This window comes from Haloarcula rara (assembly GCF_029338235.1).
In the GTDB taxonomy this organism is placed as follows: domain Archaea; phylum Halobacteriota; class Halobacteria; order Halobacteriales; family Haloarculaceae; genus Haloarcula; species Haloarcula rara.
Genome location: NZ_CP119785.1, coordinates 1,162,582 through 1,185,345, shown reverse-complemented (window position 1 = coordinate 1,185,345; position 22,764 = coordinate 1,162,582). Strand labels below are relative to the sequence as shown.

23 protein-coding genes and 1 tRNA gene are annotated in these 22,764 nt (G+C 65.7%); 11 read left to right on the top strand and 13 right to left on the bottom strand.

Annotation, left to right across the window (positions count from 1 at the left end):
- Window positions 1-96 precede the first annotated feature (96 nt).
- Window positions 97-1,029, top strand: coding sequence for a site-2 protease family protein (locus P1K32_RS06250; protein WP_276251829.1), 933 nt, complete (start codon window positions 97-99; stop codon window positions 1,027-1,029).
- 168 nt (window positions 1,030-1,197) lie between these two features.
- Here P1K32_RS06250 and yciH read toward each other — a convergent pair whose 3' ends face one another.
- From yciH to P1K32_RS06220, 6 genes are all read right to left on the bottom strand, one after another.
- Window positions 1,198-1,491: a stress response translation initiation inhibitor YciH gene (yciH, locus tag P1K32_RS06245; RefSeq protein ID WP_004516073.1), complete on the bottom strand. Its 294-nt coding sequence runs from the start codon at window positions 1,489-1,491 to the stop codon at window positions 1,198-1,200.
- A 54-nt stretch (window positions 1,492-1,545) separates the two neighbouring features.
- Window positions 1,546-3,759, bottom strand: coding sequence for a transglutaminase TgpA family protein (locus P1K32_RS06240; RefSeq protein ID WP_276251828.1), 2,214 nt, complete (start codon window positions 3,757-3,759; stop codon window positions 1,546-1,548).
- The gene (locus tag P1K32_RS06235) at window positions 3,756-4,730 is read right to left on the bottom strand and encodes a DUF58 domain-containing protein (RefSeq protein ID WP_276251827.1); all 975 of its coding nucleotides are present in this window, start codon (window positions 4,728-4,730) and stop codon (window positions 3,756-3,758) included. The genes P1K32_RS06240 and P1K32_RS06235 overlap by 4 nt, the downstream gene beginning before the upstream one ends.
- On the bottom strand, window positions 4,731-5,684 hold the full coding sequence (locus P1K32_RS06230) for an AAA family ATPase (protein WP_276251826.1): 954 nt from the start codon (window positions 5,682-5,684) through the stop codon (window positions 4,731-4,733).
- Between the two features lie 153 nt (window positions 5,685-5,837).
- Window positions 5,838-6,164: a DUF7573 domain-containing protein gene (locus tag P1K32_RS06225; RefSeq protein ID WP_276251825.1), complete on the bottom strand. Its 327-nt coding sequence runs from the start codon at window positions 6,162-6,164 to the stop codon at window positions 5,838-5,840.
- A 56-nt stretch (window positions 6,165-6,220) separates the two neighbouring features.
- Complete coding sequence (locus tag P1K32_RS06220) at window positions 6,221-7,171, bottom strand: outer membrane protein assembly factor BamB family protein (RefSeq protein ID WP_276251824.1); 951 nt, start codon at window positions 7,169-7,171, stop codon at window positions 6,221-6,223.
- A gap of 402 nt (window positions 7,172-7,573) precedes the next feature.
- On the opposite strand from P1K32_RS06220, the gene P1K32_RS06215 reads away from it, so the two are divergent.
- Window positions 7,574-7,795 (top strand): DUF8024 family protein, encoded by a 222-nt coding sequence (locus P1K32_RS06215; protein ID WP_276251823.1) that lies wholly within the window; start codon window positions 7,574-7,576, stop codon window positions 7,793-7,795.
- Here P1K32_RS06215 and P1K32_RS06210 read toward each other — a convergent pair.
- From P1K32_RS06210 to P1K32_RS06190, 5 genes are all read right to left on the bottom strand, one after another.
- Window positions 7,752-8,726 carry a 5,10-methylenetetrahydromethanopterin reductase gene (locus tag P1K32_RS06210; RefSeq protein ID WP_276251822.1) on the bottom strand — a complete coding sequence of 325 codons (975 nt, stop codon included), beginning with the start codon at window positions 8,724-8,726 and terminating at the stop codon, window positions 7,752-7,754. The two genes, P1K32_RS06215 and P1K32_RS06210, sit on opposite strands and share 44 nt — an antisense overlap.
- Complete coding sequence (locus P1K32_RS06205) at window positions 8,713-9,486, bottom strand: coenzyme F420-0:L-glutamate ligase (RefSeq protein ID WP_276251821.1); 774 nt, start codon at window positions 9,484-9,486, stop codon at window positions 8,713-8,715. The genes P1K32_RS06210 and P1K32_RS06205 overlap by 14 nt, the downstream gene beginning before the upstream one ends.
- A gap of 74 nt (window positions 9,487-9,560) precedes the next feature.
- Complete coding sequence (locus P1K32_RS06200) at window positions 9,561-10,049, bottom strand: metallophosphoesterase family protein (protein WP_276251820.1); 489 nt, start codon at window positions 10,047-10,049, stop codon at window positions 9,561-9,563.
- Between the two features lie 48 nt (window positions 10,050-10,097).
- Complete coding sequence (locus P1K32_RS06195; RefSeq protein ID WP_276252174.1) at window positions 10,098-10,403, bottom strand: winged helix-turn-helix transcriptional regulator; 306 nt, start codon at window positions 10,401-10,403, stop codon at window positions 10,098-10,100.
- 176 nt (window positions 10,404-10,579) lie between these two features.
- The gene (locus P1K32_RS06190) at window positions 10,580-11,230 is read right to left on the bottom strand and encodes a hypothetical protein (protein ID WP_276251819.1); all 651 of its coding nucleotides are present in this window, start codon (window positions 11,228-11,230) and stop codon (window positions 10,580-10,582) included.
- A gap of 200 nt (window positions 11,231-11,430) precedes the next feature.
- On the opposite strand from P1K32_RS06190, the gene P1K32_RS06185 reads away from it, so the two are divergent.
- Window positions 11,431-11,958 (top strand): hypothetical protein, encoded by a 528-nt coding sequence (locus P1K32_RS06185; RefSeq protein ID WP_276251818.1) that lies wholly within the window; start codon window positions 11,431-11,433, stop codon window positions 11,956-11,958.
- A 116-nt stretch (window positions 11,959-12,074) separates the two neighbouring features.
- Here the strand turns inward: P1K32_RS06185 and P1K32_RS06180 are convergent, their stop codons facing one another.
- Complete coding sequence (locus P1K32_RS06180; protein ID WP_276251817.1) at window positions 12,075-12,317, bottom strand: Ig-like domain-containing protein; 243 nt, start codon at window positions 12,315-12,317, stop codon at window positions 12,075-12,077.
- Between the two features lie 384 nt (window positions 12,318-12,701).
- Here P1K32_RS06180 and P1K32_RS06175 point away from each other — a divergent pair, with 384 nt between their 5' ends.
- Both P1K32_RS06175 and P1K32_RS06170 read left to right on the top strand, forming a co-directional pair.
- On the top strand, window positions 12,702-13,268 hold the full coding sequence (locus tag P1K32_RS06175) for a DUF7342 family protein (RefSeq protein WP_276251816.1): 567 nt from the start codon (window positions 12,702-12,704) through the stop codon (window positions 13,266-13,268).
- A complete protein-coding gene (locus P1K32_RS06170) occupies window positions 13,261-13,689 on the top strand; it encodes a toxin-antitoxin system TumE family protein (RefSeq protein ID WP_276251815.1) in 429 nt (142 codons plus the stop codon). Before P1K32_RS06175 ends, P1K32_RS06170 begins: the two co-directional genes overlap by 8 nt.
- 494 nt (window positions 13,690-14,183) lie before the next feature.
- On the opposite strand, the gene P1K32_RS06165 is transcribed toward P1K32_RS06170, so the two are convergent.
- Window positions 14,184-14,256 (bottom strand) — tRNA-Asp (locus tag P1K32_RS06165).
- A gap of 279 nt (window positions 14,257-14,535) precedes the next feature.
- Between P1K32_RS06165 and P1K32_RS06160 the strand changes: the two genes are divergently transcribed.
- The 6 genes from P1K32_RS06160 to P1K32_RS06135 are packed head-to-tail and all read left to right on the top strand — an operon-like array spanning window position 14,536 to window position 22,659.
- Entirely contained in the window at window positions 14,536-14,763 is a 228-nt protein-coding gene (locus P1K32_RS06160) for a DNA-directed RNA polymerase subunit H (RefSeq protein ID WP_220589559.1), read from the top strand.
- The gene (locus tag P1K32_RS06155) at window positions 14,763-16,328 is read left to right on the top strand and encodes a DNA-directed RNA polymerase subunit B'' (RefSeq protein WP_276251814.1); all 1,566 of its coding nucleotides are present in this window, start codon (window positions 14,763-14,765) and stop codon (window positions 16,326-16,328) included. The genes P1K32_RS06160 and P1K32_RS06155 overlap by 1 nt, the downstream gene beginning before the upstream one ends.
- A gap of 1 nt (window position 16,329) precedes the next feature.
- Window positions 16,330-18,156: a DNA-directed RNA polymerase subunit B gene (gene rpoB / locus P1K32_RS06150; protein WP_276251813.1), complete on the top strand. Its 1,827-nt coding sequence runs from the start codon at window positions 16,330-16,332 to the stop codon at window positions 18,154-18,156.
- On the top strand, window positions 18,153-21,059 hold the full coding sequence (locus P1K32_RS06145) for a DNA-directed RNA polymerase subunit A' (protein WP_276251812.1): 2,907 nt from the start codon (window positions 18,153-18,155) through the stop codon (window positions 21,057-21,059). The genes rpoB and P1K32_RS06145 overlap by 4 nt, the downstream gene beginning before the upstream one ends.
- Complete coding sequence (gene rpoA2 / locus P1K32_RS06140) at window positions 21,059-22,234, top strand: DNA-directed RNA polymerase subunit A'' (protein WP_276251811.1); 1,176 nt, start codon at window positions 21,059-21,061, stop codon at window positions 22,232-22,234. Before P1K32_RS06145 ends, rpoA2 begins: the two co-directional genes overlap by 1 nt.
- Entirely contained in the window at window positions 22,234-22,659 is a 426-nt protein-coding gene (locus tag P1K32_RS06135) for a NusA-like transcription termination signal-binding factor (RefSeq protein ID WP_276251810.1), read from the top strand. Before rpoA2 ends, P1K32_RS06135 begins: the two co-directional genes overlap by 1 nt.
- Window positions 22,660-22,764 lie beyond the last annotated feature (105 nt).

The following is a 22,764-nucleotide window of genomic DNA, read 5'->3' as shown; positions in this document are numbered from 1 at the left end:
CGGAAACAGTTGATGTCCCGCGTGTGGCTCAGACGCTGCTATCCCCGCCGCGCCTGGCGAAACACAATTGTATCCGGCCAGTGTGGCTCCGACAACATGACTGAGTTGGGTGAGTCAATCGGCCGCCTCCGCGACCGCGTCGAGGCCGTCGAGGACCGCATCAACGCCCGGCTTCCGTCGTCGCTGAAAATCGGGTTCGGCGTGCTCTACTGGTTCTCGACCCGAACCTCCGAACGGTTCGACGCGTTCGCCGACCGCGCCGCCGTCCGTCGATGGGCGGACCTGGCAATCCTCACGCTGTTCGTCTTGCAGGTGGGGACGCTGGTACTGGTCACCGTGGCCGCAGGCAACGCTCTCGGTCGGGAGCCGACGGCGCTGAACGACCCGGTCAACACCATCGCGATTCCGGGCGTCAACGAATTCATGCCGCTGGCGTCGACGCCCTACATCGTCCTCGGCTTGGTCGTCGCGACCGTCGTCCACGAGGGCGGCCACGCGCTGGCCTGCCGGGCCGAGGGCGTCCCAGTCGAGGAGTGGGGCGTCGCACTCCTGCTAGGTATCGTCCCGCTGGCGGGCTACGTCCTGCCCGACGACGCGCTCGACGAGGCCGGCGCCAGGACGCGGATGCGCGTGTTCGCGCTGGGCGTCCAGCACAACCTCGTCGTCACTGTGGTGGCCGGTGGGCTACTGGTGAGTTCGCTGACCGCCACACCCATCGAGGCCTTTCTCACCTACTTCGGCTGGGCGGCGACGGGCGGGCAGGCCCCGACGGCCGCTGCCGTGGCGGCGCTGGGACCGCTCACGAACGCCTGCTTCTGGCTCGTTCTCCTCAATGCGAACGTCGGACTCCTGAACGCCCTGCCTATCGGCCCGCTGGACGGCGGTCGGGTCCTCGCCGAGAGTATCGACGCGGCCGACAACCGGCTCGGCTACGCCGTCTCACCGCTGTTCAAGCGGCTCGCCGTCTACGGGACCAGCGGCTTCGTCGTCGGGTTGCTGATCGTCGCTATCCTCGGGCCGTATCTGTGAGCGGGCGCTCGCGCTGGTCACTGGCTACCGCCAGCAAAAATCGACGCCGCAGGCACGTACCGCGCGCTGCATCCGAACGAACGACGGGAATAGTGGAACTGTTGGGGGCTGTTTCCGGAGAGTGTCGACGGGGGTCGGCGCGTACCGGACCCTCGCTACAACTTCCTCTCAGGCGACGTTGAAACCTTTGTCGCGCAGGAAGTCCTCGACGCGACCGGTGTGGTTCCCCTGGAGCTCGATCTGGCCGTCTTCGACCGTCCCACCGCAGGCGAACTTGGACTTCAGGTCCGAGGACAGCGAGTCCATGTCCACGTCTTTCGGGTCGAACCCCTCGATGATCGTTACCTCCTTCCCGTAACGGCGCTCGTCGATGCGGATGTTGATCTCCTGAGACTCCTTGGCCACGTCTTCGCAGACGCAGAGCTCCTCAGGCAACCCGCACGTCGAGCAGACTTCCGACATTACAACGGGGCGTACGAAACCTTCGTATTAAACACTGTCGGGGGAAAGCCCGGCTTACCGTTCGGCGACCATTTCGTCGGCGATTTCGATTGCTTCCGCGGCCGCCGCCTCGGAAACAGCCCCGCCGTACCGGAGCTGTTCGCGCAGTCCGGCCAGCCGCCGGACGTCGTCGTCGGCGTCGACGGCGTCGAGATACGCCCGGACCGTCTCGCCCGGCCGGCGCTCGCGGTGGCGCTCGCCCAGTACGTACATCGCCCGCTGGAACGCCGTCTCGACGTCCTCGGCCGGGGTCTCCGGCGACTGGTAGCGCAGCCACAGCCCGCGCGAGACGCGCTCGGGGACGCCGGCGCGGCGAAGCCCGGCCGCAGTGCCCACCAGGGCAATGACGCCGAGGGCTGCCTCCTCGCGCGATGGGAGGCTGGGCAACTGGTTCCCCTCGTCGTCGTCGGCCGTTCCGGTCTGTGTGGCCGTCCGTCCGGGAGTCTGCGTCTCGCCCGGCGCCCGGGTCCGGGTCGGCGTGGGTGTCGGCGTCGGGGTCCGTCCCGGCTCCGGTGTCTCGGTTGGCGTCGGCGTTGGCGTCGGTGTGGACTCGGTCTCGGTCGGCGTCTCCCGGTCGTCGTCGTCGCCGTCAGTGTCGTCGTCCTCGTCGAGGCGCTGTTGCTCCGCCGCCTGGCGGGGGCCGGCCGGCGTCGGGTCGAACTGCACCCAGCCCCAGTCCTCGACATACATCTCGACCCACGCGTGGGAGTGGAGCCCCCGGACCTCCCAGCGGTTCGCCCCGACCGCCTCTCCGGGGGTGTAGCCGACGGCCATCCTGGCGGGGATGTCCTGCGTGCGCAGCATGACGGCCATCGTCGTCGCGAAGTAGGTGCAGTACCCCTCCGTCATCGCGTGGAGGAACCGGTCGGCGACGTTGCGGCGGGGCCGGGAGACGTCCAGCGAGTAGCCGCGGTTTGTTTTTAACCACCGCTCGATGACCAGCGCGGTCTGGTAGGGCGTCTCGGCGTTCTCGGTCAGCGTCGCGGTCGTCTCGGCGACCCGGTCGGGCGTGCTCTTGGGGAGCTGGACGTACGTCCCTTCGACGTCGTCCGGGTAGTCGTCCCTGGCGGCCCGCAGCTCGTCCTCGACAGCCTCGATTACTTCGCTCTCGACCCGGTAGCTGTCGCCGCTCTCCAGTCCGTCCTCGGGCTGGAACCCGCCGTGTCGGGTCACCTGCACGTCGGCGTCGCCCTCGTACCGCGTCGGTTTCCACGCCGCTGGGACGGTCCCAACGGCCGACTCGACCTCGTAGGTCTGGACGACCTCACGCGTTTGCTCCGCCGGGTGACTCTCGAGAACGGCCCCCTCGTCGTACGTCTCGAGGCTCCCCGTCCGGACCCAGCCGTCGCCGGTGTAGCGGTCGTAGGCCCCGACGCGCCAGTATCTGGCCTCGTCGGCCTCGACGGTGAAACGCAGGGTCGAACTCAGCGACAGCGACCCCTGGACCGTCAGCGAGTCGCCGGCGTCGACCAGGCTCCCCTCGACGGTCCCGCCCGACCCGCCCAGCAGGGAGAGGGCCGTTCCCTCGACCCCGGGGATGCGCGAGACGACTGTCGGCAGGACGATGATGGCCGCGAGCTGGGACAGCACCGACCGTCGCCCGGCGTCGATACCGCCGGCCGCGTCGGTGACCGTCGCCGACGACTCCGCGCTACTCGTCGTCACGCCCCCCTCGCTTGCGACCGAATCGAGCGTCCCGAACCCGAGTGCGGCGACGCCGCCGACGACACCGAGTAGCGTCGTCACGACGCCGGCGTCGGTCGTCAGGACGAAAAACGAGAGGGTGAGACTGGCGGCGAAGACGGCGGTGACGTACCACCGCCGGAGCGCGAAGTACGTCGTCAGGAACACCGGCGCCGCGGCGAAGGAGGTCACCCAGAGCCGGACGTTCGCTATCTGGAGCAGGCGACGCCCCGTCAGGAGTTTGACCGTGTCGGCGAGCAAGACGTCAAACGAGGGGTTCGTCGTCAGGTTCGTGACGTACCAGAGCAGGCCGAGCACGAACAGCCCCCCGCCGAGGACGAGGGCGAGGACCGGATGGAGTATCCGCGCAAGCAGCGCCGCGAGCACCAGTGCCACGCCAACCACGAGCAGGAACTGCGTCGGCGAGCCGACGACGTCGATGAGGTGGTACATGGTTCGTAGCGGCGCGCCCAGCGCCAGTGCTACCGCGAGCAGGGTCAGTGCGCGCGGCTGGGACCACGGGAGTCGGCCGGCGAGACGGCTCACGCGCTCACCCCCGAGACCAGCGGGTTCTCACGATTCACCGTCAGCTCGTCGAAGGACTCGGTTCGGTCGTTGACCGCGACCGTGACGCCGCCGTCGGTGGCGCTGACGAGGACGTCGGCCGCCTCGTTCCGCCCGCTCTCGCCCTCGCCGGTGCGTGCCAGCGCTTCGAGCAGCCGGGTCTGGTGGCGCTCGCCGAAGCCCGCTGGCACGGTCCCGTCGGGGGTCGCCAGCTCGACGGTGAAGCCGCTCTGGAGCGCGCCGACGACGACCGTCGCCGCGGCGGCCGCCATCGCGTCGCCGTGGCCCGCCGTCGCCCGCGCGGCGACGACCAGCTCGCGGTCCTCGCTGTCGTCGTCGAACTCCGTCACCAAGAGGTCGTCGCGCTTTGCGCTCGACTTCCAGTGGATGTCCCGCAACGAGTCCCCCGCCGTGTACTCGCGGAGGCGGTCGAACGTCTCCCGCTCCTCGGCGTCGGGGGTGAGGGTGCGGACGAAGGCGTCGGGTCCGCCGAGCCGATACACCGGCGGGAACACCAGCACCTCGTCGGTGATTTCGACCGTGCCGCTGGCGACGACCAGCCCGAGCGAGTCGGTGACGGTCGCCTCGACGGGCCCCAGCGCGTGCTCACCGCGGCGCTCGTAGGGCACGTCGAAGCTGAGCGTCGCCGGCAGCGAGCACCGCGCGGTCACGTCACCACCGACGGCGTCGTCGCGGCGGTCGGTGAGTCGGGCGATACCGCTGCCCGCAGCAGTGAGTTCCAGGGTCCGGCTCTCGCCGGCGAACCCCCGGCGGAGCGTCGACCGCTCGATGTCCGGGAGCCCGCTCAGCGACACCTGGACCGTCGCACCCACCAGCGCGACCAGCAGCGGCGCGGCGATAGCGGCCAGCCCCGGCTGGCCGAACTGCGCGCCGACGAGGGTCGCGCCGACGGCGACCACCAGCACGCCGACGCCCCGGAGGGTCGGTCGCATTCACTCGACGGCGACCCGGTCGAGGGCCGCCGCGACGAGCTCCTCAGCGGTCTGGTCGCTGCTGTCGGTCCGGATGCGGTGGGGGAGCACGACCGGCGCCTCGGTCTGGACGTCGTCCGGCACCACGTAGTCTCGTCCGTCGAGGACCGCCCGGCCCTGTGCGGCCCGCAACAGGTTGATGCTCCCGCGCGGGCTCACGCCGAGGCGAGCGTGCTCGCGGGTGTAGCCCGCGAGCCGGGTCGCGTAGGCCCGAATCGGCTCCTCGACGGTGACCCCCGCCACGGCCGCGCGGGCCGCCCGCAGTTCTTCGAGCGTGGCGACCGGCTCCAGCGCCTCGATGGGGTGGTTCCCGACGACCTCGCCCAGCATCGCCGTCTCTTCGTCGGCGTCGGGATATCCCAGTCGTAGCTTCGTCATGAACCGGTCGAGCTCGGCCATCGGGAGCTCGTAGGCCTTGTGCTGCTCGACGGTGTTCTGGGTCGCGATGACGGTGAAGGGCTGGGGAAGCTCGCGGGTCGTCCCGTCGGCCGAGACCTGGCCCTCCTCCATCGCCTCCAGCAGCGCCGACTGGGTTTTGGGCGGCGCCCGATTGATTTCGTCGCCCAGCACGACGTTGGCGAAGATGGGGCCCGGACGGAACTCGAACTCCCCGGTCTTCTGGTTGTAGACGTTGACGCCGGTGACGTCGGTCGGCAGCAGGTCCGGCGTGAACTGCACCCGCTTGAACTCGCCGTCGACGCTCGCGGCGACCGACCGGGCAAGCATCGTCTTGCCGACCCCGGGGACGTCCTCCAGCAGGACGTGCCCACGACCCAGCAGTGCGGTGACGATGTGCTCTACGGCCTCGTGGTGGCCGACGATGACCTCCTCGACGTTCTCGATGACCCCGGTCGCGAGACGGCTCGCATCCCGGAGCGCGCTGTCTGACTGCTGACTGGCTGTCGTATCTGTCATGGATAGTGGCGATTGGGGAGTATCAGGCCGGAACCGCCGACCTGCAGGGCGTCTGGTTCCAGTTACCTACCTGTTCGGAACGGGAATATGTAACTCTGCTGGAGGGCTCGGACAAACGGCATATAGCCCTCCCCTGACAGACGTAGCCGGGTTCTACGCCCGCTCCCAGTCCTTGCACTCGATACAGACCAGCTCGCCGTCTTGCTGCCAGCGCCGCTCGACCGTCTCGCCGCAACCTTCGCAGGTCGTGCCCTCGCCGGACCAGGCGTACGTCGTGGCTGCGGGTTCGACGTCGTCCGTCTCGGCCGTCTCCGTGTCTGTCTCGGCCGTCGCCTCCGTGTCGTCCGCGGCCGTCTTCGCCGTAGACTCTGCCGCCTCGACCGTCGCCTCCGTGTCGTCACCTGTCGCTTCCTCGTCCGCCTCGGACTGCTCGCTCGACTCACCGCCGAGGAAATCGTCCAGCGAGGCGTCTTCGCTCATGCCACTTGCTGTGTCTGCCGGCGGCAAATAGCTGTCTGCTCACTGCCCAGCGTATCTCACGCGAGTGCGTGCAATGTCCTGTCCGTCGAGATGAACAGCGTTCCGTCGCCGACGCTGCCCGTCGTCGGTACCGAACCCGGAGCCGTCCACCGCCAGTCGATCGACCCGTCTGCCGTGTCGATGCCGAGGACTTCGGCCTCCATCTCCGGTCGGTCACTCCGTTCCGTCGTTCCGATATACAACCGCTGTCCGGCGACGACCGGCGAAGAGACCGTCGGGAGTTCGAGGTCTACCTGCCACTCCACGGTGCCGTCGTCCGCCGTGAGCGCAAACAGCTCTCGACCGCTGCTAGTTCCGTAGACCGTTCCGTCGGCGACTGCTGGGGACGACAGGATGCCGTTCAACGCCCAGAGGTCGTCGACGCGGTGGGCCCACTCGGACTCTCCCGTTTCCCGGTTGAGGGCAACGATTCCGTAGTCGCCGACTGAGACGTACACTCGGTCGTTCCAGAGTACGGGTGTCGAGAGACTGCCGTAGCTCGCCGGAATCTCGTATCGCCACTGCTCTTTACCATCGAGTGAGAGGCTCCGGAGCTGTGGGCGGCTCGAACTTTCGGTGTAGACGTCAACGGACACGACGACACCCGCCGAATCGACTGCGGGCGGCACGTTGATCAATGGGCCGTCCAGGTCGTCAGTACTGTGTGTCCACTCGACCGACCCCGTCCCGGCATCGATCGCGTACAGCCGCCGACTTCTGGGGCCGCCACTGGTGTACACGGTTCCGTCCTCGAGGGTGACCGATGTCATCAGGAACCCGTTCGTCGCTACTGACCACTCGACTGTTCCGTCGGCGCTGTCGATGGCGTAAATCACGCCGTCGTCACCGAAGTAGAGACTGCCGTCACCGACTGCGGGGGTCGAACTACTCGTTCCACTCCGGAACTGCCACGCTCTGGTCCCGTCGGCAGCCGAGAACGAACCGAGCACGGCCTGCTCGGTACTCATGCCGGTGTAGACCTGTTTACCGGCGAGCACTGGACACGAGGCGCTGGCACTTCGCAGGCGATCGACAGGCTGTTGCCACTGTTCCGAAACCTCGGACGTCGGTCCCGTCACTGTCGGTGCGTAGCCGGTGTTCTGGGCATCGAAATGGACCATCGGCCACGAGCCGCCCCCGAAGGTCGGTGTCTCCCGGGTTTGCCTGGCACTGTCCGATGTACACCCAGCTATCGATATCACGCCCCCAGCGAAGGCAGACAGAAATTTCCGTCGACTGTCAGACGATACCATCTATTCTATCCGTTGCTCCAGCAGGTGAAAAAACTGCGTCCCAGACCGGTCGTGATGACTACTTTGCTCGTCGCCGCGAGCGGAAGCACAAAGTAGGCCCACTCCAAAGCAGCGGGTATGCAAAGTCTCCCCATGCAGTTCGTCCAGAGTGTCCTCGACATGCCCGGGAAGTTCATCGACATCGCGCTGTTCGACCCCCTCTCCGCCGTTCTCATCCTCATCGGCGCCCTGCTGGTCGGCGCCGCCTCGGCGGTCTTTGGCTACCTCTCGCTGGGCGCAGCGGCGTCCCTCGTCGTCAGGCCGGGAAGCGGTCGGTCGCCGCCCCCAGAAGCGAAATAGCGTCCTCGATATCGGGCCCCAGCGGCGAGGCGAAGACGACGCTGTCGGCGTGTTCTCGCAGTGCTTCGACCCGGTCGGCCACGTCTTCGGGCGTGCCGGCGATACAGAACGCATCGAGCATCGGCTCCGTGACGAGGCCGAAGGCCTCCTCGAAGTTCCCCGCCGAGATAGCGTCGCCGATATCGCTCGCGACGTCCTGGTCGATGCCGTGGCGGCCGAGCACCGGCGGCGGTGAGCCGGCGGCGACGAACGCGACCGGGGGCCGGGCGGCCTCGCGGGCGGCGTCGGCGTCCTCCGCCACCGAGACGCTGGCGTAGGCCGCGAGGTCGAACTCGGTGTCGGCGACGCGCTCGTCGGCCATCGAGTCGACCTGGTCGCGGGCCCAGGCGAGGTCCTTCGGATGCGAGCCGTTGTACAGCGCGCCGTCGGCGTGTTTGGCGGCCATCTTCGTCATGTGGGGTCCCTGTGCGCCGACGTAGACCGGAATCTCGCCGACCTCGTAGTTCAGCCCGGCGTCGTCGGCTCGGAAGGTACCGTCGTGGTCGACGCGCTCGCCGTCCCAGAGCTGCTGGGCGACTTTGAACGTCTCGAGCACCCGTCGGAGCGCGTCGTCGTGGTCGAAGCCGAGGTTCCGAATCGTCGACTTGTCGCCGGGGCCGACCCCGAACAGGGCACGGCCGTCGCTGATTTCGTCGAGCGTCGCGACCCGCGAGGCCAGTGTCACGGGATGGGTCTCGTAGGGGTTGGCGATACCCGGCCCCAGGCGGACCTCGTCGGTCGCCTGTGCCATCGAGGCAAGCGCCATGAACTGGTCGCGGTTGTTGTAGTGATGACTCGCAAAGACCGCATCGAACCCCTCGTTCTCGGCGGTGCGGGCGAAGTCGGTGAGCTGTGCCACTGGGTGTTCCGGTGTGAGTTCAATCGCGTACATGAGACCACTCTCTGAGTGCGTCGCGGACGACGTCCGTGTCTTCGGGTCGGTAGAGTTCGTCGCTGCCTGCGTGGTCGCCGAAGTCGAAGTCCCGGACGACGGCGACCGGGGTTCCCCCGTCGCCCTCGCCGGTGACGAGATTGCCCGCGGCGGCGAGTTCGTCGACGACCGCCTGGACCGTGGCGCCGAGTTCACGGCCCTCGCGGTCGTGTTCGCCCCGCCAGTCGCGGGCGGCGGGTATCCCGTCCCAGCCCAGCGCGACGCCGCGCTGACCCAGGCGGAAGGGCCGTCCCGAGGTGTCGGTGACGATGACCGCCACGTCCACGTCGAGATGTTCCGCCAGCCCGGCCCGGATGCGCTCGGCGCAGTCGGTCGGGTCCTCTGGGAGCAAGAGGAGGTCGGCGCCGGGCACGTTCGAGCGGTCGATACCCGCGTTGACCGTGATGTGGCCAAAGCGCGTGACCGCCAGGATAAACGGCGCCTCGGTCAGTATCTCCTCGCTCGCCTCGATGACGGCCTGGGCGAAGCGGGGGTCCTTCTCCTCGCCGGCGATATCTGCGATGCCGTCGGCGATGCGCTCGGCGCGCTCGCTCGCCGGGAAGTCGGCGAGGTCTGCCTGCCGGCCCGCGGCCTTCGAGACGATGGTACTTGCCACACAGACGACGTCGCCGTCCTGCAGGTCCGCCCGTTCGGCGACGAGTTCGGCAACTGCGTCGCCGCGGCGAACCTCCGGCAGCCCCTCGACCGCGAAGACCTCCATACCCGCCCTGAGGCCTCCGCGGGAAAAAGGACGCCGTTAGTCGCAAGGCCCGCGAACAGTGGCAACGGCTGCCGCTACTGCTCGTGAACCGTCACGTCCAGCTCGCCGTTTCTGACCGTCGCTGTCATCATCGTCGCCCGCTCGGCCGGCGCTGCACCCGTTGCACTTCCCGGATTCAGCAGCCGGACGCCGCCGTGGGTCGTGTCCATGACCTCGTGGGTGTGGCCGGAAACGCCGACGGCTGTCTCGTCCGCTTCTACGCGCACGATATTGGCCACGCGGTCCTCGTAGCCACGCTTCGAGCCGGTGCCGTGGGTCACGACGAAGGTCACGCCGCCCAGCTCGACCGTCGCGCGGTCGGGCAGGCCGATTCGGGGGTCCATGTTCCCACCGACAGCTGTCAGTCGCGCGGCCAGCGCACGGACGTTCGACAGCGCCCCCTCGCTGTCGAAGTCGCCGGCGTGAATCACGTGGTCGGCGGCCGCAACGTGCTCGCGGAACGGGTCGGGAATCCGGCTCGCCCGCGAGGGTATGTGCGTGTCGCTGATGAGCGCGACGTCCATATCCGGGGTAGCGTCGCCCGCCGCAAAACAGTTCGTCCCGCCCGTCAGTTACTCCGCCGCCTCGGCGGCCGGGATGGCCGCCTCCAGCTCTTCCAGTCGCTCGATGAGCCGGTCCAGCCCGGCGTTGATGTCCGCGACACGGTCCTCGATGTCGTCGACCGGTATCGCCCCCTGGGGCGTCGGCTCGACGAGTCCGTCGTCTTCCAGCATCCGCAGGGAGTACCGCACCTTGTGTTCTGGTATCCCGGTCTCCTCGGCCAGCCGCACGATACCGATGGGCCCGTCGTCGATGACGGCCCCGAGTATCGAGAGGTCCCGGCTCTCCTTCTCGACCTGATCGCGTAAGCGCTCCATGCCCATTCGTATCTAGGGCTATCGGGTGACGGTATATAAACGCGGTTGTTAGAGGGATATCGGCTCGTTGCTCCCTGTGGTCGCCGGCCGCATCCCCGCTCAGGACCTCGCTGCTCACGGGTCGCTTCGCTCCCCGTTCGCATGATAGGAGGTTTCTCGCTCCGCTCGAAACCTCCCTATTCCTCTACGGGTTTGCGCCGCAACTCGTCGAGCTGGTCACGCAGCTTCGACAGCTCCGTCTCCAGTTCCTCCCGGCGGTCGATGAGCGTCGACAGCTCCTCGGTGTTGACCGAGAAGTCCTTGTCCAGTGCGACATCGAGGGCGTCGGTGGTCGCGGCCGCCAGGTCCGTCGAGACCCGCAACACCTCGCTGGGGGTCCCGCGGGACTCGTAGAGCACCTGGTCGCCCGACAGCGGGCTGTAGGTTATCATCGGCGACTCGACGCTGTGGTGGTAGGTGACGGTGTAGCTCGTATCGGTGACGGGATTCAGCCGGTCTTCCGCCCGCTCGGTGCGCACGATGTTGAACGGCTCCGCCAGCGTCGGGTATGTCTCGGCGAGGTCCCGCAGCCGGTCGGCGGCGGTCACGTCGAGCTGGGCCTCCACGTCGCCGAAGAACTGCTGTGAGTTGGTGAGCGAGAACGCCACGGTGTAGAAGACCGATTCGTCGCTGTCAGCGAGGTTCCGGAGCCGCTCGCGGACCGCCTCGTGGCGCCCCTCGATGGTGAGCTTCTCCAGTTCCTCAAGCAGCGCCCGGACGCCCTCCTCCCGTTCGAGGAACGCCTCGACGATGGCGCCCGGCATCTCCTCGCCCTCGATATCGTCCATGTCCATCCAAGGAAGCCGCGAGTAAACAGTCTGTCGGCGGGCACAAGAGCTATACCGGAATCTACTGATGTAGCACACGTCCACCCCGAGGTGGACCTATGACAGGGTAGGGGGACCACCCCCTTCGGTGGTACCTCGTGCGCCGTGTTCCGGCTGGACAGACAGCCAGTGCCTTACCTGTCGACTGCGTACCAGCAGGTATGTCCGTCCGCCGGCGGTCCCGACTCGGTGTCTCCCGGCGCGATGTCGGTGCTGGCCTCGTCGCCGGCGTCGCCGCGCTCCTCGCTAACGTCCTGTTCCACGCCGGCATGGTCGCGCGGGTGTTCATCTCTGACCCCGCAACTGTGTTGGCCGACCCCGACATCGTGTGGTCCATATTCCACTGGGGGCCCCTCATCGCGCTCCCGCTGGTCGTCGCGCCCGTCGCTGCCCTCGTCGTCGGCACCGTCGTCTGGCGAATCGGTATGCCCGACGAGCCGGCACCACGCCGCGGTGCCGGCACCGGTGTGGTGACCGCGTTCGCCTCGCTGGTGGTGCTCGCGCTCGTCTTCGGTGTCCTTGCCGGACTGTCCGCCGTCTCCACTGCACCGTTCGACGCCGTCGGCGAGTTCTTCGTCATCACGATGGTCGTCTTCGTCTTCGGGACCGTCTTCACCGCCTCCGTCATCGCCCCGGTCGGTGCGCTCGTGGGCTACGGCTACGAGTGGTCGCTGGCCCGGCGGGAGTAGCGTCGGCAAGGAGACGGCTCGATGGGATGTTGCAGTCGAATGCGTGTCGTGAACCAGTCTCGCGAGATTTGTTTCACCGTTTGCGACTGAATAATCCGGTCAGTAGGGCTGTGTAGTTACCCACAGTCCGGTCCCGAAATTCGGCTATTTCCGGGGTCTCGAATTTCGATAATCAAAGTCGTGGTACAGACAACAGTGACCGTTTTTGAAAGTTCCTGTTCTCCACCAATCACTGCCTGAAAGTCGTATTCACCTTCGCCGACGACATCGGAGGTAGCTAAATCTTCGTCGCCTGCAACATCGAATGTTTCCTTGTACACGGCTGCTGCTGTTTCAGTATCAGTAATTTCGATGGACACGCGGTGTTGGCTAGCCTGGTGATTATAAATGTGTAGTCCCGCTTGGTCACTTTCCAGTTCCGAGCACCCCGCGATGGCTGTCACCACTCCGATTCCAGCAACGTGGCTTAGAAATTCTCGACGTGACCGGAATTCCGGCATTGACCGGGTATTTTGCTCCTTTTGATAAGTGCTTTGTCTGTACTGACCACCGGTGTTGTATCGTCGCGTGGGAGCAGCGGCTGATACTGGCGGCTGTACGTTCGTAACGATATTCCTCACCCAGATGCGGCGAATGCCTTCAGTTTGGGACGGCCCCCAGTATGAACCGTCGAACTGAAATAATACAGCTAGCACCAGCTATATCACAGACAACCGCGTTAGTCCTCGTAAGTGGGCCCGAATATGGATTTGACTGATACCTCTCCAGATATCCCGAGAGATGCTGAAGAAACGCCGGACTTCGATGCGTGGGACTCTCCCGACGAGGCTCTGACGGACGGACCGACCAGAGAGCGGATGCTCGATGTCGTTGTCCAGTTGCGGGAGCCAACGAAGGTGTCGACCGTCGCGACGCGAGCGGATTGTGATACGGAGACCGCCCGTGAGTATCTCCAGTGGTTCGCTGAGATGGGGATGGTACGTGAGCTATCCGGACGCCCGGTGCGATATGAGCGCAACGATTCCTATCTACGGTGGCGCAGAATAGAGCAGATTCGCCAACGCTACTCGGAGACACAGATCGTGGCACGTCTCAAGGAGACGCTCGATGCGGCCACGGAGTATCGAGACCACTTCGATGCCGGCTCGCCAGACGACGTCTCGCTGGTTGAGGAGAGCTACGAGGAGCCAATCGAAGACGTATGGGAGGCGGTGTCGAACTGGAAGAGCCTCGAGGAGAGAGCAGCGCTGTTAGATGCCGCTCGTCGTGAGGACACCTCCGGCGGGCATACCGAGACAATCGATGCCTGAAGGGGAGACAGGCGGCGTCGGGGGCATCGATAGCGATATCTTAGAACGAGTCGGTCGGCGGCTTCGTGGTAGTGCCCGGTTCGCGGCCGTAGAGTACCGTCCCGAGTACGCCCCGAACGCGGTGGTCGCCGAGTACGACCTCGGCTACTTTCCAGCCGCTATAGAGCGCGCATATCTCCGCGTTCGGTGGTTCGAAACGGATGATTTCAACGTTCACTACTCGGAGCAGTATCGGAACGGCGACTCCTGGGAGTGCAGATGGGACCGCCACCCGAACAGCCACAACGACCGGGAGCATTTTCATCCGCCGCCTGACGCAACGACGCCCGGCCGAGACACGGCGTTCGACGGTGATTGGCGTAGGGTGATATCTGGGGTTTTGTCGGAGCTGGACGAGCGTATTCAGTCGTTCTGGGAGTGAGCGAACCCGGAGGGTTCGCGAACGACAGAAGACGCTATGCGTCTTCTGGAAGTGAGCACTCGCAACGCGAGTGCGAACATCGAGAGACGAGCGCCGCTCGTCTCTCGGAATTTGAACCCAGGCGAGACCCACTACGTTCGTCTCGCGTGATTCAAATCCCTCTTGGCCGTACAGCAATGTCAGAACGCGACGCGATGAAACGCGTCGCTTGGTAGTTTGAAATTGAAGTACGCCCGGAGCGGAATTTGAACCCGGGCAAACGCTCGCTGCCGCTCGCGTTTGCGTGATTCAAATCCCTCTTTGTCGCACAGCAAAATCAGAACGCGACGCGATGAAACGCGCCGCTCGTCGATTTGATTTCGAAGAAGCGCCCGGAGCGGGATTTGAACCGGAGGAAGACGGTCGGCCTCACTCCGTTCGGCCGCTGCGACTTCCATGGTTCAAATCCGCTCATGACGTATTTGCGACTCACGAGTTCGTTCGTCGCAAAAGTACGCCCGGAGCGGGATTTGAACCCGCGTCACGACCGTGACAGGGTCGTATGATGGGCCACTACACCATCCGGGCACGCTACCTTGCTGCACTCAATCGTATCCCGGTCGTGGTATTAAGGCTTTCCAAAGGAGGGCGCCCTGCCATGGGACCACTTGGCGGGACCCAAACGACTATATCTTCTCTGACCGAACCGAGTGGTATCGCAAGCGGTTCTCCCCCGCAGTGGGTCGGGGGTCCAGTAGCTACTGCAGGCCAAGTTGGTAAGTGTTATTAGGGTCCCGACTATAGCGACCTGTAGTATCTCGTGACAGCCACCTTCTCCAGCCACAGGCCCCACGCACGCACACACACATGGTAGATGTAAGTCAACACGACCTCGTTCCCGACCACAGCGTCGTCGACGAGGCCGACCTCGAAGCAGTGCTCGATGAGTACGACATCAAGAAGACCGACCTCCCGAAGATAAAACGCGCCGACCCCGGACTGCCGGACGACGCGGAAGTCGGCGATGTCATCCGTATCGAACGCGACTCGCGAACCACCGATACCGCCGTTGTCTATCGGCTGGTGGTCGAATAATGAACACACAGGACCGACGCGCTATATCGCGTGAGTACTTCGCGAAGGAACGGCTCGCCGAACACCACTTCCGCTCGTTCAACGCCTTCCTCGACCGAGGGATGCAGCAGGTGGTCGACGAGAAAGAGACCATCGACACCGACATCGGCGACAAGGAAGGCCAGGAGCCGGTGTGGGTCGAACTGGGCGACGTCCGCGTCGTCACGCCACGGGTGCGAGAGGCCGACGGGAGCGAGGAACTGCTCTATCCGCAGGAAGCCCGCCTCCGGAACATCACCTACTCCGCACCGGTGTTCATGGAGATGGCTATCGTGCGGGGCGGCGAAGAAGAACCCGAGGAAGTCGTCGACCGCACCGAGACCAAGATCGGCCGGATGCCCATCATGGTCGGCTCGAACAAGTGTAACATCGCCGGCTTCACCCGCGAGGAGCTCATCGACATCGGCGAGGACCCGGCCGACCCCGGCGGCTACTTCTGTGTCAACGGCTCCGAGCGCGTCCTGATGACGAGCGAGGACCTGGCGCCGAACAAGATTCTGGCCGAGTACGACACCAAGTACGGCGACGAGGTCCAGGTCGCAAAGACCTTCTCCCAGCGACGGGGCTATCGTGCGCTCGTCCTCTGTGAGCGGACCCGCGACGGGCTGCTCGAAGTCTCTTTCCCATCGGTCTCGGGCTCTATCGACTTCGTGACCCTGGTTCGCGCGCTGGGTCTGGAATCCGACGAGGAGATCGTCCACCGCGTCTCCGAGGACCCGGAAATCGTGAAGTTCATGCTCGAGAATCTGGAGGAAGCGGAAGTCCAGACGACCGAGGAGGCCATCGAGACGCTGGGTCAGCGTGTCGCCTCCGGCCAGGGCAAGAACTACCAGCTCAAGCGGGCCAACTACGTCATCGACCGCTACCTCCTGCCCCACCTCCACGAGGAGGGTGTCGACGAGGAAGAGGTCCGAATCAACAAGGCGTACTACCTCTGCCGGATGGCCGAGGCGTGTTTCGAACTCGCCCTGGAACGTCGCGAGGCCGACGACAAGGACCACTACGCGAACAAGCGCCTGAAGGTCAGCGGCGACCTGATGACTGACCTGTTCAGGACCGCGCTGAACAAGCTGGCCCGGGACGTGAAGTACCAGCTCGAACGCGCGAATATGCGAAATCGGCAGCTCTCCGTCTCTACTGTGGTTCGCTCGGACGTGCTGACCGAGCGCCTCGAACACCCCATCGCGACGGGCAACTGGGTCGGCGGCCGCTCCGGGGTGTCCCAGCTCGTCGACCGGACCGACTTCATGGGGGTCCTCTCACACCTTCGCCGCCTGCGCTCGCCGCTCTCGCGCTCCCAGCCACACTTCGAGGCGCGGGACCTGCACGCGACCCAGTGGGGTCGCATCTGTCCCTCCGAGACGCCCGAAGGCCCGAACTGCGGGCTCGTGAAGAACTTCGCACAGGCGATGGAGCTGTCACAGGACGTCGAGGACGCACAGGACCTCAAACAGGAACTTTCGGACATGGGGGTCCAGGGCATCCCCGGTATCGAATCGATCGAACAGCAGCCCGCGGACGACTAACATGAGTCAGAGCCGAGAAGCCAAGGTATACGTCAACGGTAGTTTGGTCGGGACACATCCCGACCCCGAACAGCTCGCAGAACAGGTGCGACAGGCCCGCCGTCGGGGGGACGTCTCCCAGATGGTCAACGTCTCTGTCAAGGGCCGCACCGACGAGGTCATCATCAACGCCGACGCGGGGCGGGCCCGCCGGCCGCTGCTGGTCGTCGAGAACGGCGAGCCGCTGATGACCGACGAACAGGTCGAGGCCGTCAAGAACGGCGACCTGGAGTTCGAGGAACTCGTCGAGCGCGGCCTCGTCGAGTTCATCGACGCCGAGGAGGAGGAGGACATCCTCGTCGGTGTCGACGAGGACGAACTCACCGAGAACCACACCCACCTCGAGGTCGACCCGCAGCTGATGTTCGGTATCGGCGCGGGGATGATTCCGTACCCCGAACACAACGCCTCCCCGCGGATTACGATGGGGTCGGGGATGATCAAGCAGTCGCTGGGCCTGCCGAGTGCGAACTACCGAATCCGGCCCGACACGCGCCAGCACCTGCTGCACTACCCGCAGCTCTCGATGGTCAAGACTCAGACGACCGAACAGATCGGTTACGACGACCGCCCGGCCGCGCAGAACTTCGTCGTCGCCGTCATGAGCTACGAGGGGTTCAACATCGAGGACGCGCTGGTCATGAACAAGGGGTCGGTCGAGCGCGCGCTCGCCCGGTCGCACTTCTTCCGGACCTACGAGGGCGAGGAGCGACGCTACCCCGGCGGTCAGGAAGACCGCTTCGAGATGCCCGACGAGGACGTCCGCGGTGCGCGTGGCGAAGAGGCCTACACGCACCTGGACGACGACGGGCTCGTCAACCCCGAGACGCAAGTCGGCGAGAACGCCGTCCTCCTGGGCAAGACCAGCCCGCCCCGGTTCCTCGAAGAACCGGACGACATGGGCGGACTCTCCCCGCAGAAGCGCCGCGAGACGAGCGTCACCATGCGCTCGGGCGAATCCGGCGTCGTGGACACGGTCACCCTGATGGAGGGCGAGGACGGCTCCAAGCTCTCGAAGGTCTCCGTGCGTGACGAGCGAATCCCCGAACTGGGCGATAAGTTCGCATCCCGGCACGGCCAGAAGGGTGTCGTCGGCCACATCGCGCCACAGGAGGACATGCCCTTCACCGAGGAAGGCGTCGTGCCCGACCTGGTGATCAATCCCCACGCCCTGCCGTCGCGGATGACCGTCGGCCACATCTTAGAGATGATCGGCGGGAAGGTCGGGGCCCTAGAGGGTCGGCGCGTCGACGGGACCGCCTTCACCGGTGAGGACGAGGAGCAGCTCCGTGGCTCCCTGGAGGAGCACGGCTTCGACTCCTCGGGCAAGGAGACGATGTACTCCGGCGTCACCGGCGAGAAGATCGAGGCCGACATCTTCGTCGGCGACATCTTCTACCAGAAGCTCTACCACATGGTCTCGAACAAGCTGCACGCCCGCTCGCGCGGGCCGGTGCAGGTGCTGACCCGCCAGCCCACCGAAGGCCGGGCCCGCGAGGGCGGGCTCCGTGTGGGTGAGATGGAGCGGGACGTGCTCATCGGGCACGGCGCGGCGATGGCGCTCAAGGAGCGCCTGCTCGATGAGTCCGACCGCGAGTGGATCAACGTCTGTGGCGAGTGTGGGATGACCGCCGTCGAGAACGTCGAACAGCGACGTATCTACTGTCCCAACTGCGAGGAGGAGACCGACATCCACGAGGTCGAGATGTCGTATGCGTTCAAGCTCCTGTTAGACGAGATGAAGGCGCTTGGAATCGCCCCGCGGGTCGAACTGGAGGACGCCGTATGAGCTCACAACAGACACCACAGGAGATTGGGTCACTCAGCTTCGGGCTGATGGACCCCGAGGAGTACCGCGAGATGTCGGCCACGAAGGTCATCACGGCCGACACCTACGACGACGACGGGTTCCCCATCGACATGGGGCTGATGGACCCGCGGCTCGGGGTCATCGACCCCGGACTCGAATGCAAGACCTGCGGGAAACACAGCGGCTCGTGTAACGGCCACTTCGGCCACATCGAACTCGCCGCCCCCGTCATCCACGTCGGCTTCGCGAAGCTCATCCGTCGCCTCCTCCGTGGCACGTGCCGGGAGTGTTCCCGGCTCTGTCTCGACGAGAACGAGCGCGACGAGTTCCGCGACCGGCTCACTCGGACCCGGGACCTCGGCCGCGACCTCAACGACGTGACCAAGGCCGCCATCCGGCAGGCCCGCAAGAAGGACACCTGTCCGTTCTGCGGCGAGAAGCAGTACGACATCAAACACGAGAAGCCGACGACCTACTACGAGGTCCAGCAGGTGCTCTCGGCCGACTATCCAGCCCGCATCGCCGAGGCGATGGAGGAGGCTGACGACCGTATCACGCCCACCGACCTCGCCGAGGAGACCGGTATCGACGCCGGTCGCGTCCAGGAGATAATCAGCGGCGACTTCCGCCCGCGACAGGAGGACCGCCGGGCCATCGAGAAGGCCCTCTCCGTGGACCTCACCGAGGAGGACATGAACAAGCTGATGCCCTCCGACATCCGGGACTGGTTCGAGGACATCCCGGACGAGGACATCGAGGTCCTGGGGATGAACCCCGACCGTTCCCGGCCCGAGTGGATGATTCTGACGGTGCTGCCGGTGCCGCCGGTGACCGCCCGTCCCTCGATTACGCTTGACAACGGCCAGCGCAGCGAGGACGACCTCACCCACAAGCTCGTGGACATCATCCGCATCAACCAGCGGTTCATGGAGAATCGCGAGGCGGGTGCGCCCCAGCTTATCATCGAGGACCTCTGGGAACTGCTCCAGTACCACGTCACCACGTTCATGGACAACGAGATTTCGGGCACGCCGCCGGCGCGTCACCGCTCCGGCCGGCCCCTGAAGACCCTCTCCCAGCGACTCAAGGGCAAGGAGGGCCGCTTCCGTGGCTCGCTTTCGGGGAAGCGTGTCAACTTCTCGGCCCGGACCGTCATCTCGCCGGACCCGACGCTCAGCCTGAACGAGGTCGGCGTCCCCGAACGGGTCGCCCGGGAGATGACCCAGACGATGAACGTCAACGAGCGCAACCTGGAGAAGGCCCGCCGCTACGTCGCCAACGGCCCGATGGGCCACCCGGGCGCTAACTACGTCCGCCGACCGGACGGCCGCCGCCTGAAGGTCACCGAGAAGAACTGCGAGGAACTCGCCGAGAAGGTCGAGGCCGGCTGGGAAGTCTCCCGCCACCTCGTCGACGGCGATATCATCATCTTCAACCGGCAGCCGTCGCTGCACCGGATGTCCATCATGGCCCACGAAGTGGTCGTGATGCCGTACAAGACGTTCCGGCTCAACACGGTCGTCTGCCCGCCGTATAACGCTGACTTCGACGGCGACGAGATGAACATGCACGCGCTGCAGAACGAGGAGGCCCGCGCGGAAGCGCGCGTCCTCATGCGCGTACAGGAACAGATGCTCTCGCCCCGGTTCGGCGAGAACATCATCGGTGCGATTCAGGACCACATCAGCGGGACCTACCTGCTGACTCACACCAACCCGCAGTTCAACGAGACCCAGGCCCTGGACATGCTCCGGGCGACGCGTATCGACGAACTGCCCGAACCGGACGGCGAGGAGGCCGGCGAACCGTACTGGACCGGCCGCTCGCTGTTCTCGGAACTCCTGCCCGACGACCTCAATCTGGAGTTCACCTCCTCGGCCGGCGACACCGTCGTCATCGAGGACGGACAGATGACCTCCGGAACTATCGACGAGGACGCCGTCGGCGCCTTCGGCGGCGAGGTCGTCGACGTTATCGCCAAGGACTACTCGAAGACGCGCGCGCGCATCCTGGTCAACGAGATTTCCGCGCTGGCGATGCGTTCGATCATGCACTTCGGGTTCTCCATCGGTATCGACGACGAGTCGATTCCCCGCGAGGCCGAAGAGCAGATCAACGACGCCATCGACAACGCCTACGACCGCGTCGAGGAGCTCATCGAGACCTACGAGCGGGGCGAGCTCGAATCGCTGCCCGGCCGCACGGTCGATGAGACCCTCGAGATGAAGATCATGCAGACGCTGGGCAAGGCCCGTGACTCCGCCGGCGACATCGCCGAGGACCACTTCGACGACGACAACCCGGCCGTCGTGATGGCCGAGTCCGGCGCGCGTGGGTCGATGCTGAACCTGACCCAGATGGCCGGCTGTGTCGGCCAGCAGGCAGTCCGCGGCGAGCGTATCAACCGCGGCTACGAGAACCGGACGCTTTCCCACTTCGAAGAGAACGACCTCTCCTCGGACGCCCACGGCTTCGTGGAATCGTCCTACCGCTCGGGGCTCGGCCCGAAGGAGTTCTTCTTCCACGCGATGGGTGGCCGCGAGGGACTGGTCGACACCGCAGTCCGAACCTCCAAATCCGGCTACCTCCAGCGTCGGCTCATCAACGCGCTGTCGGAACTGGAGACCCAGTACGACGGGACGGTCCGGGACACCTCGGACACTATCGTCCAGTTCGAGTTCGGCGAGGACGGCACGTCGCCGGTCGACGTCTCATCCGGCGAGGAGGGGCCGGCCGTCGACGTCGACCAGATCGCCGACAGCGTCCTCAACGAGGAGTTCGAGAGCGAGAAACAGAAAGAGAGCTTCCTCGGACAGAAGACCGAGCGAACCAATCTCTCCGAACACGCCGACGACTGGTGGATGGCGGAGGGTGACGACTAATGGTATCAGAAGACATCGAGGCCGTCGTCGAGGACACGGAGCTCCCCCGGCGGCTGAAAGACGAGGTGTACAGCGCAGTCGAGGAACGCGGCGTCGGCGTCGAGGACGCCGACCGCATCGCTCAGGCGGTCGAGTCCCGCTACATGCAGACACGCGTGGACCCCCTGGACCCGGTCGGGACCGTCTCGGCCCAGTCCATCGGCGAACCCGGAACGCAGATGACGATGAACACGTTCCACTACGCCGGTGTGGCCGAAATCGACGTGACCCAGGGCCTGCCCCGGCTCATCGAACTGGTCGACGCCCGGAAGACGCCGGACACGCCGATGATGACTGTCCACTTAGACGAGGAGTACGCCGACGACCGCGAGAAGGCCCACGAGGTCGTCTGGAAGATAGAGGCCACGCGCATCCTCGCGCTGGGTGACATCTCCACGAACGTCGCGGACATGCTCGTCCAGATCGACTTGAACGAAGAGACCCTGCAGGAACGCTGGCCCACGGTCGATACCACCGAGGCCATCGCCGAGGAGATCGCCGAGACCATCGAGTCGAACCTCGGCGTCAAGACCCGCCAGGCCGGGACCGTCATCGAGTTCGGCCCGGAGGAGCCCAGCTACCGGGACCTGCTCCAGCTGGTCGAGGAGCTCCGGGACATCGTCTTCAAGGGTATCGACGAGATATCCCGCGTCGTCATTCGCAAGGAAGACTTAGAAGACGGCGAGGAGTTCGTCCTCTACACCGAGGGCTCGGACTTCGGCGAGGTGCTGGGCATCGAGGGTGTCGACGCCTCCCGGACGACGTGTAACAACATCCACGAGATATACCGGAGCCTCGGCGTCGAGGCCGCCCGCGAGACGCTCATCAACGAGACGATGAACACGCTCGAAGAGCAGGGCCTCGACGACGTGAACGTCCGCCACCTCATGCTGGTCGCGGACATCATGACCAACGAGGGGACCATCGAGTCCATCGGCCGCCACGGTATCTCCGGCTCGAAGGACTCCGTGCTGGCCCGCGCAGCGTTCGAGGTGACGGTGAACCACCTGCTCGACGCCGCCATCCACGGCGAGGTCGACGAACTGGACGGCGTCACGGAGAACGTCATCGTCGGCAAGCCCATCAAGCTGGGCACCGGCGACGTCGACCTCCGTATGGGCACCACGCAGGACTGATGGGCGTCGAAATCTCGGACGAAGCCCGACGACTGGTCGCCCTCTTCGAGGACGAAGCCGGCGTCACTGTCCGGGATTGCGTCGTCGACGAGGACCACGACCAGGTCGTCTACCTGGTCAAGCGCGGCCAGATAGCCGACGCCATCGGTCCCGGCGGCACCACCGTCGCGCGCGTCGAGGAGCAACTCGGCCGGGACGTGAAGCTCATCGAGGACGCCGAACGGGCCGAGGACTTCGTCGCCAACGCCCTGGCGCCCGCCGCCGTCTACAACGTCACCGTCTCGGAGAACGGCGACACCGTCGCCTACGTCGAGGTGCCCCAGGACGACCACGGGGCCGCTATCGGCCGCGACGGCCGCAACATCGACGCCGCCCGCCGGCTGGCCCAGCGTCACTTCGACATCGACGGTATCGAACTGACCTGACGGCCTCGGCGACGGACACTCCATTTGCCACCCACTCGCGTACGAGAACGCCCCACACGGGCTGTACGGCGACGACGAAAGAGGAGTCTTAAGTAGCTCGGCAGG